Genomic DNA, 16,173 nt, shown 5'->3' on the forward strand with positions numbered 1-16,173 from the left:
CCAGAAGAGCCAGTACTCCCCACCGATCCCCAGGACAGGCAGCCGTGCGCGACCAGCTCAAACCCGAGGCCGGACAGCCTCCTGCCGTCCCGAACCGGCGCCGCCCGCCGGACACCGCGGACGGCCGGACGGGCGACGACCCCGGACAGGTCGCCGAACGGCTCTCCTACCTCGACTCCGCCACCCGGCGGATCAACAGCGCGCTCGACCTCGCCGCCACCCTGCGCAACATCTGCCGGGTCCTGGTCCCGGCCCTGGCCGACGCCGCCGTGGTGCACCTGCGCGACCCGCTGCCCAACGTCGAGCGCGAGCCCGGCTTCCCGGACGAGCTGCGGATCCACCACAGCCACGGCACCCGGCTCGGCCGCCGCGGCCGCCCCAGCGGCGGGGCCGACCACCGCAACTCCCGCTACGCCACCCGGTACGGCTCGCGCTCCACCGCCGACACCGGGCCCGCCACCCCGGTCACCCGGGGCGGAGCGCTCGCGCACGCCCTGCTGAGCCGCCGCCCCGCCGAGCCCGCCGTACTCGGCACCCCCGGCGCCGAACGGACCGCCGGGCTGCTGCGCGAGCTGTACGGCGCCCGCGGACTGGCCCGGCTCGGCCCGGGCACCTCCGTCCTCGCCCTGCCGCTGCGCGGCCGCAAGGCCGTCCTGGGGATGCTGGTGCTGATCCGCCGGCCGTCCGAGAAGACCGGCCGCCCCACCTTCGACGCCACCGACACCGCCACCGCCGCCCACCTCGCCACCCAGGCGGGCCTGGCGATCGACACCGCCCTGCGGTACGCCCGCGAGTGGGAGATAGCCAACGAACTCCAGCGCAGCATGCTGCCGTTGCGCCTCCCCCAGCCGCACGGCGTCCGCCTCGCCCAGCGCTACCTGCCCGGCGAGCGCGGCGCCCAGGTCGGCGGCGACTGGTACGACGCCGTCCCGCTGCCCGGCAACCGGGTGGCGCTGATCGTCGGCGACGTGATGGGCCACTCGCTCACCTCGGCCGCCATCATGGGCCAACTCCGCACCAGCGCCCAGACCTTGGCCGCGCTCGACCTGCCGCCGCACGAGGTGCTGTACCACCTCGACGAGCAGGCCCAGCGGCTCGGCCGGGAACAGCACCTGGCCACCTGCGTGTACGCGGTCTACGACCCGATCGCCAACCGGGTGGTGCTCGCCAACGCCGGGCACGTACCGCCGGTGCTCGTCCAGCCGGACGGGACGGCCGAGTTGCTGGAGCTGGACGCCGGGGCGCCGATCGGGGTCGGCGGCGTCGACTTCGCCTCCGTCGAACTGCCCGCACCGCCCGGCTCCTCCCTGCTGCTCTTCACCGACGGCCTGGTGGAGACCCGCAGCCGCCCGATCAGCGACGGGCTGGAACTGCTGCGCGCCCGCCTCGCCAGCGCGCAGCGGCACACCCCCGAGCAGCTCTGCCAGGAGGCGCTGCGCATCCTGCCGCCGGGCGACCGGGGCGACGACATCGCGCTGCTCGCCGCCTGCTTCGAGGGCATCCCGGCCGGGGATGTCGCGCACTGGTACCTGCAACCGCGCAACGAGACCCCGGGGCGGGCCCGTCGGCTGGCCGCCCACACGCTGCGCCGCTGGGGCCTCGACGAGCTCTGCGAGGCGACCGAGCTGATGGTCAGCGAGCTGGTGACCAACGCGGTGCAGCACGCCACCCGCCCGGTCACCCTGAGCCTGGTCCGCACCACCCGGCTGCGCTGCGAGGTCGGCGACGACAGCCCGCTGCTGCCCCGGCCGCGCCGCATCGGCCCGGAGGACGAACGCGGGCGCGGGCTGCAGATAGTGGCCCGGTGCGCCGAGCGCTGGGGCGCCACCCGGCTCGGCACCGGCAAGGTGGTCTGGTTCGAGCAGCGGCTGCCGTGACCGGCGGACGCCCGGTGGTCCCCGCGGACCACCGGGCGTCCCCGGGCCGGCCCGGAACGGGTCAGACCGGCTCGGCCACCTTCACCGGCCCGGGCCGCTCCTCCAGGTGGGCCATCAGCTGCTCGCCCTCCATGTCGACCCTCGGCACCACCTTCTCCAGGCTCTTCGGGAACCACCACGCCGCCCGGCCGAACAGCGCCATCGCGGCCGGCACCAGGGCCATCCGCACCACGAAGGCGTCCACCAGCACGCCGGTCGCGAGCGCGAAGCCGATCGGCTGGACGATCGGGTCGTGGCCGAAGACGAAGCTGCCGAAGACCGCCACCATGATCAGCGCCGCCGCGGTGACCACCCGCGCGCCGCCCCGCACCCCGGCGACCACCGCGTCCCTGGGCGCCATGCCGTGCACATGGTGCTCCTTCATCCCGGAGACCAGGAACAGCTCGTAGTCCATCGCCAGCCCGAACAGCACCCCGATCAGCAGGATCGGCACGAAGCTCACCACCGGCCCGACCTTCGGCACGTCGATCACACCGTCCAGCCAGCCCCACTGGTAGACGGCGACCACCGCGCCGAGCGACGCCGTGATGCTGAGCAGGAACCCGGCCACCGCCTTGAGCGGCACCAGGATCGACCGGAACGCCAGCGCCAGCAGGACCATCGCGATGCCGACGATCACCGCGACGAACGGCGGCAGCGCCTGCCCGAGCTTGGTGGAGACGTCGATGTTGGCGGCCGTGGTGCCGGTGACGTCGATCCGCGCGCCGGTCGCGGCCCGCAGTCCGTCGCGCTGGTCGCGGATCCCGGAGACCAGCGCCTCGGTGTCCGCGTGGTCCGGGCCGGTCTCCGGGATGACGGTCAGCAGCGCCGTCCGGCTCACCGGGTCGACGGTCGGGGGCAGCAGCGTCCGCACCCCCTTGAGCGTGCCCAGCTTCTCCGCGACGTCCTGCACCGCCTGCTCCGGCCGCGGCGCGCCCTGGGCGTCCACGACCACCACCAGCGGAGCGTTGAAGCCGGGCCCGAAGCTCTCGCCGATCAGGTCGTACGCCTTGCGGGCGTCCGTTCCGGCGGCCTGCGAGCCGCCGCCCGGCAGGCCGAGGGTGAGGCTCGCCGCCGGCACCGCGAGGGTGACCAGCGCGGCCAGCCCGGCGAGCAGGACGGGCAGCGGCCGGCGCACCACGAACCGGGCCCAGCGCTCACCCATCGGCGGCCGGCCCGGCTCGGTCCGCGGCGCCCGCCGGCGGACCGGCAGCCGGTCGACGGCCCGCCCGGCGAAGCCGAGCAGCGCGGGCAGCAGGGTGATCGCCACCAGCACCGCCACCACCACCGCGCCGGACGCGGCCAGGCCCATCACGGTGAGGAACGGCACGTCCGCGACGGCGAGCCCGGCGAGCGCGACGACGACCGTCAGCCCGGCGAAGACCACCGCGCTGCCCGCCGTCGCGTTGGCCCGCGCGGCGGCCTCGTCCGGATCCAGGCCCTCGGCGAGGTGCCGGCGGTGCCGGGAGACGATGAACAGGGCGTAGTCGATGCCGACCGCCAGGCCGACCATCAGGGCCAGCACCGGCGCGGTGGTGATGATCTCGAACGAACCGGAGAGGGCCAGCAGCGCGGCCATCGCCACGCCGACCCCGACGAAGGCCGTCAGCAGCGGCAGCCCGGCGGCGACCAGGGAGCCCAGCGTGAGCACCAGGACCACCCCGGCGACCGCGAGGCCGACCGCCTCGCCGCCCTCGACCTGTGCCATCCGGTTGTACGCGTCGCCGCCGAAGGCGACCGTCAGCCCGGCGGCCCGGGCCGGCTCGGCGGCCGCCTTCACCGCGTCGCGCTGCTCGTCGGTGATGTCCGCGAGCTTGCGGTCGAAGGAGACCAGGGCGATCGCGGCCCTGCCGTCCGGTGAGACCGCCCCGGTGGCATACGGGTCGGGCACGGCCGCGACGCCGGGCACGCCGGCTATCCGGCCGACCGCCTCGGTGACGGCCCGGCCCGCCTCGGGAGCGGCGATGCCGCCCGGCCCGGCGGCGGCGAAGACCACCTGCGCGGAGCCGTGGCCCTGGGCCGGGAAGGTGTCCTTGATCCGGTCCAGCGTGCTCTGGGCCTCGGTGCCGGGCACTTTGAACTCGTCGCTGGTCTTGCCCGCGAACGCCCCGGCGGCGCCGCCGACCGCGATCAGCACGGCGAGCCAGACGGCGAGCACGGCCCGCCGTCGGCGGAAGCAGTAGCGGCCAAGGCGGTACAGATACGTGGCCATGAGTGAGCCCTCGGTCAGGTCGGTCGGGCAGCCGAGTGCCCGAACAGGTCGCCCACTACCGTAGGGGCAAGTTTGTCATCTGACAAAGTCGTTCGACAGAGCCGCTCGACCGAGTCGATGTGTCACGTCGTTCGACCACGTCAATCGACCAGAGCGCTACCCTGTCCCAATGGCTCACGTCCCCGCCGCCGAAAGGCGTCCGCAGCTCGTCCAGGCGGCCATCGACCTCATGGCCCGCGAGGGCGTCCCCGCCGGCAGCACCCGGGCGATCGCGGCCGAGCTGGGCGTGGCGCAGGCGACGGTGCACTACACCTTCGGCACCAAGAAGGACCTGTACCGGGCCGTGGTGGAGCAGCTGATGGCCGACTTCATCGGCCAGGTGCGCGCCGCGGCCCCGGGCGAGGGGCCGTTCGGGGAGCAGGTGCGGGCGCTGGTGCACGCGCTCTGGGCCAGCACCACCGGGGAGCCGGGGCGGTGCATCCTGCTCGCCGAGCTGGAGACGCTGGCGATGCGCGACCCCGGTCTGCAGGACATCATGCGCGGACTCCAGGACGAGATGGAGCGGACGGCGGCGGGCATCATCACCGCGCTCGCCGAAGCGCACGGCCAGCCGCTGGCGCGGCCCGCGCACGACATCGCCGTCCACTTCCTGGCCGGCTTCGACGGCCTCTGCGGGCGCTATCTGGTGCTCAGGGACGCCGGCCCGGCGGCCGAAGCGGAGGCGGTCCGGGCGCTGGACCTGCTGGTCGCCACCACGGTCGACCTCTGCGCCGCACCGCCCGCCTGACCACCGCCCGCCTGACCACCACCGGCCGGCCTGCCACCGGCCGCCGCGGCTACTGGACGATCCGGACCGGCAGTTCCACCAGCACCTCGCGCAGCGAGGCGGCGAAGCGGTCGTACTCGCCGCTGCGGGCGGAGCCCGGCCGGGTGGCGAGCCCGATCCGACGGCCCGGCGCGGGGGCGGCGAAGCGGACGGCGGCCAGCCGGTCGGTGCGGCCCGCCTCGACGTCCAGGGCGGTGGCCGGCAGCAGGGTGACCCCCAGACCCCCGGCGACCAGCTGGACCAGGGTGGAGAGCCCGGCCGCCCGGGTGGTGGAGCCGCCGGGATCGGCGCCGACCTCACGGCAGATGTCGAGCGCCTGGTCGCGCAGGCAGTGCCCCTCCTCCAGCAGCAGCACCTCCAGGTCGAGCAGCACGTCGCGCGGAACGTCGATCCGCCCGGCGAGCGAATGCCCGGGCGGGGTGACCAGCACGAAGTCCTCGTCGAACAGCGGGACGTCCCGGGTGGGCGAGGCCCCGCCGGCCGGGAGCGCGAGCAGCAGCACGTCCAGCCGCCCGGCGGCCAGCCCCTCCAGCAGCGAGGGCGTGCGCTCCTCGTGGACGTGCAGCTCCAGCTCCGGGTAGCGGTCGCGGACCAGCCGCAGCACGGTCGGCAGCAGATAGGGGGCGACGGTCGGGATCACCCCGAGGTGCAGCGGGCCGGTGAACGGGCGGCGGGCGGCCTCGACCTCCTCGGTGAGGGCCTGCACGGAGGCCAGCACCCGGCGCGCGTGTTCGACCACACGCTCCCCCAGCGGGGTGACAATGACCTTGCGCGTCGTACGCTCGACCAACTGCGCGCCGAGCGACTCCTCCAGCGCCGCGACCGCCCCCGACAGAGCCGGCTGGCTGGTCCCGGTGGCGGCCGCCGCCTCCCGGAAGTGCCGGTGCTCGGCCACCGCGACGAACGCCCTGAGCTGGGCGACCGTGGGTGTGCGGGGGCTGCGGACTGTGGCGCTCGACACAGTCGCGTCGGGTTTGCGCGAGGCGCCCTTGCGGGGCCTGGTCCCAGCGGGGGGCGGCGGGGTATTGATAGCTCTCTCCGATCAGACACAACGAGTCTAGCTATTTCCCTGATCAGTCCACGATGTGGAATCGTGGAGGGCGTTCCGCAATCCGGACAAAACTCCCCTCAGTCTCACCTTCAGGAGAAGCGAACGTGCTCACGATCGGTGACAAGTTCCCCGAGTTCGAACTCAACGCCTGTGTCGACCTGGACGCCGCGAACGCCTTCGCCGAGATCAACCACAAGTCCTACGAGGGCAAGTGGAAGATCGTCTTCTTCTGGCCGATGGACTTCACCTTCGTCTGCCCGACCGAGATCGCCGCGTTCGGCAAGCTGAACGAGGAGTTCGCCGACCGCGACGCCCAGATCCTCGGCATCTCCGGCGACTCCGAGTTCGTCCACCACGCCTGGCGCAAGGACCACAAGGACCTGCGCGACCTGCCGTTCCCGATGCTGGCCGACGTCAAGCACGACGTGATGCGCGCCTGTGGCGTCGAGGCCGCCGACGGCACCGCCCAGCGCGCGGTGTTCATCGTCGACCCGAACAACGAGATCCAGTTCGTCATGGTGACCGCCGGCTCCGTCGGCCGTAACCCCAAGGAGGTCCTGCGGGTGCTGGACGCCCTGCAGACCGACGAGCTGTGCCCGTGCAACTGGACCAAGGGCGAGGACACCCTCGACGCCCAGGCCCTGCTGGCGGGCTGACCCATGGCCCTCGACGACCTGAAGTCCGCCCTCCCGGACTACGCCAAGGACCTCAAGCTCAACCTGAGCGCGGTCATCGGCAACTCCGACCTCCCCGCCCAGCAGCTCTGGGGCACCGTGCTCTCCTGCGCGATGGCCACCCGCAGCCCCGCGGTGCTGCGTGCGCTGGAGCCCGAGGCCAAGGCCAACCTCTCCCCGGAGGCGTACAACGCCGCCAAGGGCGCGGCCGCGATCATGGGGATGAACAACGTCTACTACCGGACGCTGCACCTGCTCTCCGACAAGGAGTACAGCAGCATGCGGGCCGGTCTGCGGATGAACATCATCGGCACTCCGGGCGTCGAGAAGGTCGACTTCGAGCTCTGGTGCTTCGCGGTCTCCGCCATCAACGGCTGCGGCCAGTGCCTCGACTCGCACGAGGCCGTGCTCCGCAAGGCGGGCGTCGAGCGCGAGGTCGTCCAGGCCTCGATGAAGATCGCCGCCGTGCTCCAGGCCGTCGCGGGAGTCCTCGACTCCGAGGCCGCGCTGGCCGACGTCGACGCCTGACACCTGGCGCCGCACCACGCGGGCCCCGCCGGACCTTCCGTCCGGCGGGGCCCGCGCGCGTTCGCACCGGAACCGCTACGGCGGCGCGGGCGTCCGGGACAGAGAAGATCAACCCTGGGGGAGAGCGCCATGACCGACGCCGGCCGGCCGGAGGCGGAGTCGCTGTGGCCGACCCTCGCGTTCATCAGCTGGGGACTGGTGGCGATCGCCGTCGCGGGCTGGGCAGCGATCGGCGGGGTGATGGCGACGGCCTGGGCCGACGACACCGACGGGCTCCGGCGGGCCGCCACCGTGTTCCTGCCCCCGCTGCTCGGCCCGGCCATCGGCGCCGCCCTGGCGTGGACGGCAATGGCGCTCACCGCCCCGGCCCGGCAGTGGGCCGGAGCGATGAGGACGGCCGTGACCGGCGGCGCCGCCCTGCTCGGCGGCATGGCCTCGGCCTTCGGCTGGGCCCTGATGCCGCTCTGACACCCGCTCCGGCCCCGGCCGGGAATCCGCGTCCCCCTCAGGGCGCCGGGGTCTGCGGCGCCGTCGCGGCGGTGCGCCCGGCGGCCTCGCGGGCGGCCTCCAGCGCGGTGAAGACGGCCTGACCGGCCTCGTTGCGGCGGCGCAGATGGGTGACCACGGTGTTGGTGACCGCGATCAGCGGCACCGCGACGATCGCACCGCCGATACCGCCGATGATGCTGCCGGCGGCGACGCCCAGCACCACGCCCAGCGGGTGGACCCGGACGGCCCGGCCGAGGATCAGCGGCTGGAGCACATGCCCCTCGATCTGCTGGACGGCGACCAGCACCACCAGCACCATCAGGGCGGTGAACGGCCCCTCGGTGACCAGCGCGATCAGGACCGCGACGGTGCCGGTGACCAGCGCGCCGACCAGCGGGACGAAGGCACCCAGGAAGATGATCACGGCCAGCGGCAGCGCCATCGGCACCCCCAGCAGCTCGATGCCGATCCCGATGCAGACGGCGTCGATGAAGGCCACGCAGACGGTGCCGCGCACATACGCGGTGAGCGTCGCCCAGGCCTTCGGCCCGGCCCCGGCCATCGCGTAGCGGGAGTGCCGGGGCAGCCCGCGCAGCGCCCAGTTCCAGATCCGCTCGCCGTCGTAGAGGAAGAAGAAGGTGGTGAAGAACGCCAGCAGCACGGCGGTCAGCACCTCGACGGCGATCTGCGCGCCGGTCAGGCTGGCCGAGGTGATCTGCTCGGTGTTGGTGCTGATCGCCTTGGTGATCTGGTTGGCGAAGTCGGTGATCTGCTGCTGGGTCAGGTGCAGCGGGCCGGTGATCAGCCAGTCCCGCAGCTGGTCGACACCGGCCTGGACCTTGGTGGTGACCGTCGACAGGTTGGTGGTCACCTGCCAGACCACGAACCAGCCGACCAGCCCTATCCCGGCCAGACCGCTCATGAACACCCCGCCGGCGGCCAGCGAGCGCGGTACGCCGTGCCGGCGCAGCCAGGAGACGGTGGGCTCCAGCAGCGCGGAGATCAGCAGCGAGGCCAGCACCGCGAAGGCGACCAGCCGCAGCATGTCGACGACCATGAAGACGACGTAGAGCGCGGCGCCGAGCAGCAGCAGCCGCCAGGTCGACTCGGCGGCCACCCGCAGACCCCACGGCACGGCCTCGGCGGGGGTGGCGGGCCGCCCGAGGTGCGGCTCCCGTCCGAACGCCGCGTGCGGGGCCGGCCCCGGAACCGGTGCGGGCGCGGGCTCCCCGGCCGTCCCGGGCAGGGCCGGCGGCACGGGGGCGGTCTCCGCCCGCGGCGCCGGAAGCGGTCCCGCCACCGCGGCGATCGCCGCGGCCTCGACCCCGGCCCCGGACTCGATCTCGGTCCCGGTGACCGGTGCCCCGGCGAATTCGGCCGCCATCGCGGCCCGTCGGCGCCGCTCGATCACGGCGGCCGCACTGGCCACCACGGCCACGCCCTTGGCCACGACCTTGAAGGCCTTCCCGCCCCGCGCCATCCCTGCTACCACCACTCCCCGCCGGGCCGCCGTACCCGGCGGTACGCCGTGGGTCCTGCCACGGCCGTCGGGGATGACGCTACCCGCCCGGCGGGCCGTGAGTCCGGCGGGCCGGGCGGTTCCCCGCCCCCGGCGGCGATCGGCCGGCCCGGTCCGGTCCCGGACCGCCCCCGAGCCGGCGCCCGAATCAGGGCGAACCATCGGAAACAGGTGGTTTCAGGCAGGGGGCAGCGGGGAGGAGCCCGAACGGGGCCCGGAGCCATCTGTCGGCGGACCGGCCGGTGCGGGGAGCAACCAGGACCCCTTCCCGCGCCCCGCGTCCGCACCCAGGGCCGCACCGCCCGCGAGCGCACTGGTCAGCGCGGCCCGGGCGGCGCGGCCCGCTCGTCCCAAGCGGAACGGCCCCCGACCGGAGAGCGGTCGGGGGCCGTTCGGCGGCTCCGGTGGTGGCCGGTGCCGGTGGTTCCTAGTACCAGTGGTGCGACTGCCAGAACGACCAGGCGCCACAGGGGCTGCCATAGCGGCTGTTCATGTAGCTCAGGCCCCACTGGATCTGCGTCGCCGGGTTGGTGCGCCAGTCGGCGCCCGCCGAGGCCATCTTGGAGCCGGGCAGCGCCTGGACCAGGCCGTAGGCGCCGGAGCTCTTGTTGGTGGCGGTGTAGTTCCAGCCGCTCTCGCGCTTCACGATCTGGCTGAAGCACTGGAACTGCGCGTCGTTGCCGACGATCTGCTGGGCGAGCGCCTGCACCGAGCCGGGGCTGGCCGAGACCGGCGGAGCCGAGGTGTCGGTGGCGGACATCGACGAGCGGGCCTTGGAGCGGTTGGCGGCGGCCTCGTCGGCCTTGCGCTTCTCCTCGGCCGCCTTGGCGGCCTTCTCCGCTTCGGCCTTCTCCGCGTCGGCCTTGGCCTGCGCGTCGGCCTTCGCCTGGGCATCGGCGGCGGCCTGCTGACGCGCGGCCTCCTCGGCCGCCTTCTTCTCGGCGGCCTCCTTGGCGGCGGCGTCGGCCGAGGCCTGCTGGGCGGTCGCCTGCTGGCCGATGTTGTCACTGATGGTCTGCGCCTGGGCGCCAGAGGGGACTTCGGCAAGCAGGGTCGCGCCGGCGACATCGACCGTCTGCGTCGTCTTGCCCTCGCTGCCCGAGGCCACACCCACGACGGCACCGACAGCGGTGACGGCGGTGGCGGAGGCCACAGCAACTCCCCGGACCGAGATCCGAGTCACATGGTTTCCTTCCAGCATCGCCCACGCGTGACCGTGCGGGCGCAACCTGCCCCTTGGCGCTGCCCTCCGTACGGTGCTGGTCACGGGAGGTACTGACCCGGCGTCCGGCCGAGGTGAGGCGACCGGGCGTTGCGATCGGGCGGCGTACGGCTAGTCGGTGTTCAATTGTGCGTCCACTCAACAGAGTTGGCGGACTGTCCGGGTCGGACTCCCGAGACTCCGGAAGCCCTGTCACGCCGTACGCGGGGCCTGACAGAACCCTCACCATGCCGCACCGGGCCGCGTCGACGCAATTCCCTGTTGCGTGGCGCATCTCACATTCACCACACCGGAGTTCTTCGGACAGAAAGCACTCGATGTGATGAAAAGGGCGGGGGCCCGCCCCGTCAGGAGCGGGCCCCACGCCCAGAATTGACCATATTGTCCGACTATGACCGAATGGGGCGGTCAGGCCGGAACAGCCCCCCGGCTCACGGGTTGATGTCCTCCAGCATCTCCGTGACCAGCGCCGCGATCGGCGAACGCTCCGAGCGCGTCAGCGTGATGTGCGCGAACAGCGGATGCCCCTTCAGCTTCTCCACCACCGCCACCACCCCGTCGTACCGGCCCACCCTGAGGTTGTCCCGCTGCGCCACGTCGTGGGTGAGCACCACCCGCGAGCCCTGGCCGATCCGGGACAGCACCGTCAGCAGGACGTTGCGCTCCAGCGACTGCGCCTCGTCCACGATCACGAAGGCGTCGTGCAGCGAGCGCCCCCGGATGTGCGTCAGCGGCAGGACCTCCAGCATCCCCCGGGAGATGACCTCCTCGATCACGTCCGGGGTGGTGACGGCGGAGAGGGTGTCGAAGACCGCCTGCGCCCAGGGGCTCATCTTCTCCGTCTCGGAGCCCGGCAGATAGCCGAGCTCCTGGCCGCCGACCGCGTACAGCGGCCGGAAGACCATCACCTTGCGGTGCTGCCGCCGCTCCAGCACCGCCTCCAGGCCTGCGCACAGCGCCAGCGCGGACTTCCCGGTGCCGGCCCGGCCGCCCATCGAGACGATGCCGACCTCCGGGTCGAGCAGCAGGTCCAGCGCGACCCGCTGCTCGGCGCTGCGCCCGCGCAGTCCGAAGGCCTCACGCTCTCCGCGCACCAGCCGGACCCGGCCGTCACCGGTCACCCGGCCCAGCGCCCGGCCGCGCTCGGAGCTGAGCACCAGTCCGGTGTGGACGGGCAGTTCGGCGGCGCCCTCGATGTCCACCGCGGCGTCGTGGCCGGCCGCGAACAGCGCGTCCACCTCGTCCGCCGCGACATGCAGTTCGGACATGCCCGTCCAGCCGGAGGTGATCGCCAGCTCGGCCCGGTACTCCTCGGCGAGCAGGCCCACCGAGCTGGCCTTGATCCGCAGCGGCAGGTCCTTGGAGACGACCGTGACGTCGTACCCCTCGGCCTGGAGGTTGCGGGCCACCGCCAGGATCCGGGTGTCCGCCTCGCCGCCGCCGGCGCGGTAGCCGACCGGCAGTATCGACAGGTCGGAGTGGTTGAGCTCGACCCGGATGGTGCCGCCCAGCTCGCCGACCGGGATCGGCTCGTCCAGCCGGCCGAAGCGGATCCGGTAGTCGTCGAGCAGCCGCAGCGCCTGACGGGCGAAGTAGCCCAGCTCCGGATGGTGCCGCTTGGCCTCCAGCTCGGTGACCACGACCACCGGCAGGACGACCTCGTGCTCCTCGAAGCGGGTCATCGCGAGAGGGTCCGCGAGGAGCACGCTGGTGTCGAGAACGTACGTGCGCCGGTCTGGCGTCCGGCGGCTCTTGGAACTGACCACTAGGCCTCCAGAGCGGATGACCCTGCGTCATCCGCGGCAAGCCGGCCCCCGCTGCCCCGGTGGCCTCGGGGCCGGTCTGACTGGAGTATTCCCAGGCGAGGGACGGTGCATTCGCGCCCCCGGCGAACTGACGGATCATTGCCGGTGAACGTTTGGCCTCGCGCGGACTCCGGGTAGGCCAGGCCTACGGGCCCGAGGTCAGAGCCCCATTCGCCGGTTGCGCTGTTCGAAGGCGCGCAGCGCCCGCAGGAAGTCCACCTTGCGGAAGGCCGGCCAGTACGCCTCGCAGAAGTAGAACTCGCTGTGCGCGCTCTGCCAGAGCAGGAAGCCGGACAGCCGCTGCTCGCCCGAGGTGCGGATGACCAGGTCCGGATCGGGCTGGCCCTTGGTGTACAGGTGCTCGGCGATGTGCTCGACGTCGAGGATTTCGGCCAGTTCCTCGATCGAGGTGCCGCGCCCGGCGTGCTCCTGGAGCAGCGAGCGGACGGCGTCGGCGATCTCGTGCCGGCCGCCGTACCCGACGGCGACGTTGACGGTGATGCCCTCGATCCCGGCGGTCTCCTCGGCGGCGCGCTTGAGCACGTCCGCGGTGTGCTGCGGGAGCAGGTCCAGCGCACCGACCGGGTTGACCCGCCAGCGGCGGGCGCCGGCCAGGCCGGTGACGGCGTCCTCGATGATCCCGAGCAGCGGGACGAGCTCGTCGGCGGGCCGGGAGAGGTTGTCGGTGGAGAGCATCCACAGCGTGACGACCTTGACGTGGGTCTCGTCGCACCAGCCGAGGAACTCGCTGATCTTGTCGGCGCCGCGCTGGTGGCCGTAGGCGGTGGAGCCACCGGTGGCCTTCGCCCAGCGGCGGTTGCCGTCGAGGATCACCCCGATGTGGTGGGGGGTGCGGGCGAGGTGGACCTCGACCCGGCGGCCGTAGAGGCCGTACATACCGTCCAACAGGGTGCGCAGCCCCGGCGTACGTTCGACGACATCGCGCAGACCCATGATTTTCGGCCCCTCCGTACTCATTCCCGGGGGTCCGTCACAACCCCTGGCGCAGCCTACTCCCGCCCGGAGTCGGGCGGGAAAGCCGCAGGTAGCGGTCGGGTCACGGTCCTGTACGAAGTCTGTCGCGACAGGTGTGGCGGCTGTGGCCGGAAGGCGCGCCCGGACACTCCGGGGCCTCCGCGCTGCTCCGGATACGGAACGGTCTCCGGTTCCTTAAGGAATCCGTAAGCCGACGGTTCAATGCTTGACGACCCCCAATGGTCTAGTCCAGCTTTTGACCCAGGGCGGAACGAACTGCTGAACCCCGCCCTACCAGAAGCAGTACTGCGGACCTCCCCTCCCCCACACGCGGCCGCCGCGCCCCCCACCGCGGCGGCCGCCCCTCCTCTCCCAGGAGCGTCACCCCCATGGCCCGTACGCTGAACCAGCCTGCGCACAAGCGCCGCAGCACGCTCCCGGCCCTCGCGGCCGGAGCCACCGCCCTCGCCCTCGCCGGCAGCGGCCTCGCCCTCTTCGCCGGCGGCGCCAACGCGGCCGTCGGCAACCTGGTCACCAACGGCGGCTTCGAATCCGGCAGCCTGGCCGGCTGGAGCTGTACCGGCAACGCGGGCGTCGTCACCACCCCGGTCCACTCCGGCACCGGAGCGCTGCAGGCCACCCCCGGCGCCGGCGACACGGCCGAGTGCACGCAGACCATCAGCGTGCTGCCCAACACCAGCTACACCCTGAGCGGCTGGGTCCAGGGCCCGTACGTCTACCTCGGCGCGCGCGGCACCGGCGGCACCGACCCGAGCGTCTGGTCCAACCAGAACAGCTGGAACCAGCTCTCCACCACCTTCACCACCGGCGCGAGCGCCAGCAGCATCACGCTCTACGTGCACGGCTGGTACGGCCAGAGCGCCTACTTCGCGGACGACATCACCCTGAGCGGCCCGGGCGGCACCTCCTCGCCGAGCCCGACCGCGACGGCCACCCCCACCCAGACGCCGACCGCCACCGCCTCGCCGACCCAGACCGCGACGCCGACGGCCACCGCCACCCCGACCCAGACCGCGACGCCGACCCCCACGGCGACCGCGACCAGCACCAACCCGCCGGTCACCGGCCTGCCCAAGCACGCCGTCACCGGCTACTGGCAGAACTTCGACAACAACTCGACCGTCCAGAAGCTCGCCGACGTCCAGAGCGCGTACGACATCATCGCGGTCTCCTTCGCCAACGCCGTGCCGACCAGGGCCGGCGCGATCAGCTTCACCCTGGACCCGGGCCTGTCCAAGGCCCTCGGCGGCTACACCGACGCCCAGTTCCGGGCCGACCTCAAGGCCAAGCAGGCGGCCGGCAAGAAGGTCATCCTCTCGATCGGCGGCCAGGACGGCACGATCGTCGTCAACGACCCGACCGCCGCCGCCGCGTTCGTCGACAGCGCGTACGCCGTCATCAAGGACTACGGCTTCGACGGCATCGACGTCGACCTCGAGAACGCCATCAACCCGACCCAGCTCGGCAACGCGCTGCACAGCCTGCAGGCCAAGGTCGGCCCGAACTTCGTCCTGACGATGGCCCCCGAGACCATCGGGATGTACAGCACCGCCGGCGCCTACTTCCAGCTGGCGCTGAACACCAAGGACATCCTGACCGTCGTCAACACCCAGTACTACAACTCGGGCGGCATGAACGGCTGCGACGGCAAGGTCTACAACCAGGGCACCATCGACTTCATCACCTCGCAGGTCTGCACCCAGATCCAGGGCGGCCTGCGGCCCGACCAGGTCGGCATCGGCGTCCCCGCCTCCACCAAGGCGGCCGGCGGCGGCTACGTCTCGCCGACCGTGGTGAACAACGCGCTGGACTGCCTGGCCACTGGCAACAACTGCGGCAGCTTCGTCCCGCCGGCCAAGTGGCCGACCATCCGGGGCGCGATGACCTGGTCCACCAACTGGGACGCCAACAACGGGAACGCCTTCTCCAACACGGTCGGCCCGTTCGTCCACAAGATGCCGTAACTCCCCCCGGCGCGCCGCTCCTTGAGGGTGGGGCCTGCGCGCCGACGGCGGGGCCCGTCGTACCTGACCGGTACGGCGGGCCCCGTTCGCCGTTGCCGCGGGCCGTTACCGCAGGGAGACCGCGGCCACCGTACCGAGCAGCAGGAACGGGCCCATCGGCAGTTCGATCCCGCGGACCGGCCGACGGCGCGCCAGCGCGGCGGCGGCCCGGCCGAGGCCCCAGAGCCCGGCCGACAGCACGGCCGCGAACAGCGCGGTGAAGGCCGCGCCCCAGCCGTACCAGCCGAGCAGGGCACCGAGCGCGAACGCCAGCGGGGGGTCGCCGCCGCCCATCAGGCCGAACCAGACCGGGAGTTCGAACAGCGCGGCGGCGGCCAGCGCCACCAGCAGACAGCGGAGCAGCACCCCCGGACGGCCGTCCGTCAGCGCGGCCGCCACCAGCAGCCCGGCGACCCCGGCGGCCAGCGCCAGCGTCAGCGGGTACGGCAGCCGGCGCACCCGGGCGTCGACGAAGGCGAGCACCACGCCGAGCCCGGCCGCCCAGACCAGCGCCACTCCCTGCGGCCCGTCCGTGGCGACCGCCACCGCGGCGGCGACCGCCACCGCGACCAGTTCCACCCGCCAGGCACCGGGCCCGAGCCGCTCCCGGCAGCCCGGACACCGCCCGGTCGGCGGCAGCCCGCGCAGCGTCCGCCCGCACAACGGGCAAGCGGTGCACCACGGTTCGCCCTCGGGCACGGCGTACCGCACCACCAGGCCCCGCAGCGCCGGTGCCACCAGCAGGCCGGCCAGCACCGCCCCGACCACGGCTGCGATCACGGCGCGCCCCCTCTCGCTCACCGCCGGGGGGGGCCCCCCCGCCCCGGGGGGGGGGGCCCCCCCCCCGCGCCGCCCGGGGCCCCCCCCCCCCCCCCCACACCCCCCCCCCCCCCCCCCAACCAACAACCGGCGGGCCCCCCCCCCCGCCCCCC

The 16,173-nt window shown here is 73.3% G+C and carries 13 protein-coding genes; 6 read left to right on the plus strand and 7 right to left on the minus strand.

Features of this window, described 5'->3' with window-relative positions; all coding sequences use genetic code 11:
- The first annotated feature begins 44 nt into the window (after nt 1-44).
- Nucleotides 45-1,877, plus strand: coding sequence for a SpoIIE family protein phosphatase (locus ACIP82_RS34305; protein WP_400659153.1), 1,833 nt, complete (start codon nt 45-47; stop codon nt 1,875-1,877).
- Between the two features lie 61 nt (nt 1,878-1,938).
- Here the strand turns inward: ACIP82_RS34305 and ACIP82_RS34310 are convergent, their stop codons facing one another.
- Nucleotides 1,939-4,128, minus strand: coding sequence for an MMPL family transporter (locus tag ACIP82_RS34310; protein ID WP_400659156.1), 2,190 nt, complete (start codon nt 4,126-4,128; stop codon nt 1,939-1,941).
- A 169-nt stretch (nt 4,129-4,297) separates the two neighbouring features.
- Here ACIP82_RS34310 and ACIP82_RS34315 point away from each other — a divergent pair, with 169 nt between their 5' ends.
- Nucleotides 4,298-4,915 carry a TetR/AcrR family transcriptional regulator gene (locus ACIP82_RS34315; RefSeq protein ID WP_400659158.1) on the plus strand — a complete coding sequence of 206 codons (618 nt, stop codon included), beginning with the start codon at nt 4,298-4,300 and terminating at the stop codon, nt 4,913-4,915.
- A gap of 49 nt (nt 4,916-4,964) precedes the next feature.
- Here the strand turns inward: ACIP82_RS34315 and ACIP82_RS34320 are convergent, their stop codons facing one another.
- A complete protein-coding gene (locus tag ACIP82_RS34320; protein ID WP_363607436.1) occupies nt 4,965-5,915 on the minus strand; it encodes a LysR substrate-binding domain-containing protein in 951 nt (316 codons plus the stop codon).
- 194 nt (nt 5,916-6,109) lie between these two features.
- Here ACIP82_RS34320 and ACIP82_RS34325 point away from each other — a divergent pair, with 194 nt between their 5' ends.
- The 3 genes from ACIP82_RS34325 (at nt 6,110) to ACIP82_RS34335 (ending at nt 7,675) form a co-directional block, all read left to right on the plus strand.
- Nucleotides 6,110-6,661 (plus strand): peroxiredoxin, encoded by a 552-nt coding sequence (locus ACIP82_RS34325; protein ID WP_363607435.1) that lies wholly within the window; start codon nt 6,110-6,112, stop codon nt 6,659-6,661.
- 3 nt (nt 6,662-6,664) lie between these two features.
- Entirely contained in the window at nt 6,665-7,207 is a 543-nt protein-coding gene (locus ACIP82_RS34330; RefSeq protein WP_363607434.1) for an alkyl hydroperoxide reductase, read from the plus strand.
- Between the two features lie 129 nt (nt 7,208-7,336).
- Nucleotides 7,337-7,675: a hypothetical protein gene (locus tag ACIP82_RS34335; RefSeq protein WP_400659161.1), complete on the plus strand. Its 339-nt coding sequence runs from the start codon at nt 7,337-7,339 to the stop codon at nt 7,673-7,675.
- A 37-nt stretch (nt 7,676-7,712) separates the two neighbouring features.
- On the opposite strand, the gene ACIP82_RS34340 is transcribed toward ACIP82_RS34335, so the two are convergent.
- The 4 genes from ACIP82_RS34340 to ACIP82_RS34355 form a co-directional block, all read right to left on the minus strand.
- Nucleotides 7,713-9,176 carry an AI-2E family transporter gene (locus tag ACIP82_RS34340; RefSeq protein ID WP_363607432.1) on the minus strand — a complete coding sequence of 488 codons (1,464 nt, stop codon included), beginning with the start codon at nt 9,174-9,176 and terminating at the stop codon, nt 7,713-7,715.
- Between the two features lie 466 nt (nt 9,177-9,642).
- Complete coding sequence (locus ACIP82_RS34345; RefSeq protein ID WP_400659162.1) at nt 9,643-10,416, minus strand: transglycosylase SLT domain-containing protein; 774 nt, start codon at nt 10,414-10,416, stop codon at nt 9,643-9,645.
- A 452-nt stretch (nt 10,417-10,868) separates the two neighbouring features.
- Nucleotides 10,869-12,203, minus strand: coding sequence for a PhoH family protein (locus ACIP82_RS34350; protein ID WP_363607430.1), 1,335 nt, complete (start codon nt 12,201-12,203; stop codon nt 10,869-10,871).
- Nucleotides 12,204-12,401: 198 nt separating this feature from the next.
- Nucleotides 12,402-13,196, minus strand: coding sequence for an isoprenyl transferase (locus ACIP82_RS34355; protein ID WP_363607429.1), 795 nt, complete (start codon nt 13,194-13,196; stop codon nt 12,402-12,404).
- A 410-nt stretch (nt 13,197-13,606) separates the two neighbouring features.
- Between ACIP82_RS34355 and ACIP82_RS34360 the strand changes: the two genes are divergently transcribed.
- On the plus strand, nt 13,607-15,202 hold the full coding sequence (locus ACIP82_RS34360) for a carbohydrate binding domain-containing protein (RefSeq protein ID WP_363607428.1): 1,596 nt from the start codon (nt 13,607-13,609) through the stop codon (nt 15,200-15,202).
- A 105-nt stretch (nt 15,203-15,307) separates the two neighbouring features.
- Here ACIP82_RS34360 and ACIP82_RS34365 read toward each other — a convergent pair whose 3' ends face one another.
- Nucleotides 15,308-16,021 (minus strand): prepilin peptidase, encoded by a 714-nt coding sequence (locus ACIP82_RS34365; RefSeq protein ID WP_400659165.1) that lies wholly within the window; start codon nt 16,019-16,021, stop codon nt 15,308-15,310.
- Nucleotides 16,022-16,173 lie beyond the last annotated feature (152 nt).

The organism is Kitasatospora sp. NPDC088548, assembly GCF_044753005.1.
Taxonomy (GTDB): Bacteria; Actinomycetota; Actinomycetes; order Streptomycetales; family Streptomycetaceae; genus Kitasatospora.

Excerpts from the sequence above, each read along its gene's own strand:
- ACIP82_RS34310 (WP_400659156.1), bottom strand. The coding sequence starts at position 4,128 with ATGGCCACGTATCTGTACCGCCTTGGCCGCTACTGCTTCCGCCGACGG.
- ACIP82_RS34315 (WP_400659158.1), top strand. The coding sequence starts at position 4,298 with ATGGCTCACGTCCCCGCCGCCGAAAGGCGTCCGCAGCTCGTCCAGGCG.
- ACIP82_RS34330 (WP_363607434.1), top strand. The coding sequence starts at position 6,665 with ATGGCCCTCGACGACCTGAAGTCCGCCCTCCCGGACTACGCCAAGGAC.
- ACIP82_RS34335 (WP_400659161.1), top strand. The coding sequence starts at position 7,337 with ATGACCGACGCCGGCCGGCCGGAGGCGGAGTCGCTGTGGCCGACCCTC.
- ACIP82_RS34340 (WP_363607432.1), bottom strand. The coding sequence starts at position 9,176 with ATGGCGCGGGGCGGGAAGGCCTTCAAGGTCGTGGCCAAGGGCGTGGCC.
- ACIP82_RS34345 (WP_400659162.1), bottom strand. The coding sequence starts at position 10,416 with ATGCTGGAAGGAAACCATGTGACTCGGATCTCGGTCCGGGGAGTTGCT.
- ACIP82_RS34355 (WP_363607429.1), bottom strand. The coding sequence starts at position 13,196 with ATGGGTCTGCGCGATGTCGTCGAACGTACGCCGGGGCTGCGCACCCTG.
- ACIP82_RS34360 (WP_363607428.1), top strand. The coding sequence starts at position 13,607 with ATGGCCCGTACGCTGAACCAGCCTGCGCACAAGCGCCGCAGCACGCTC.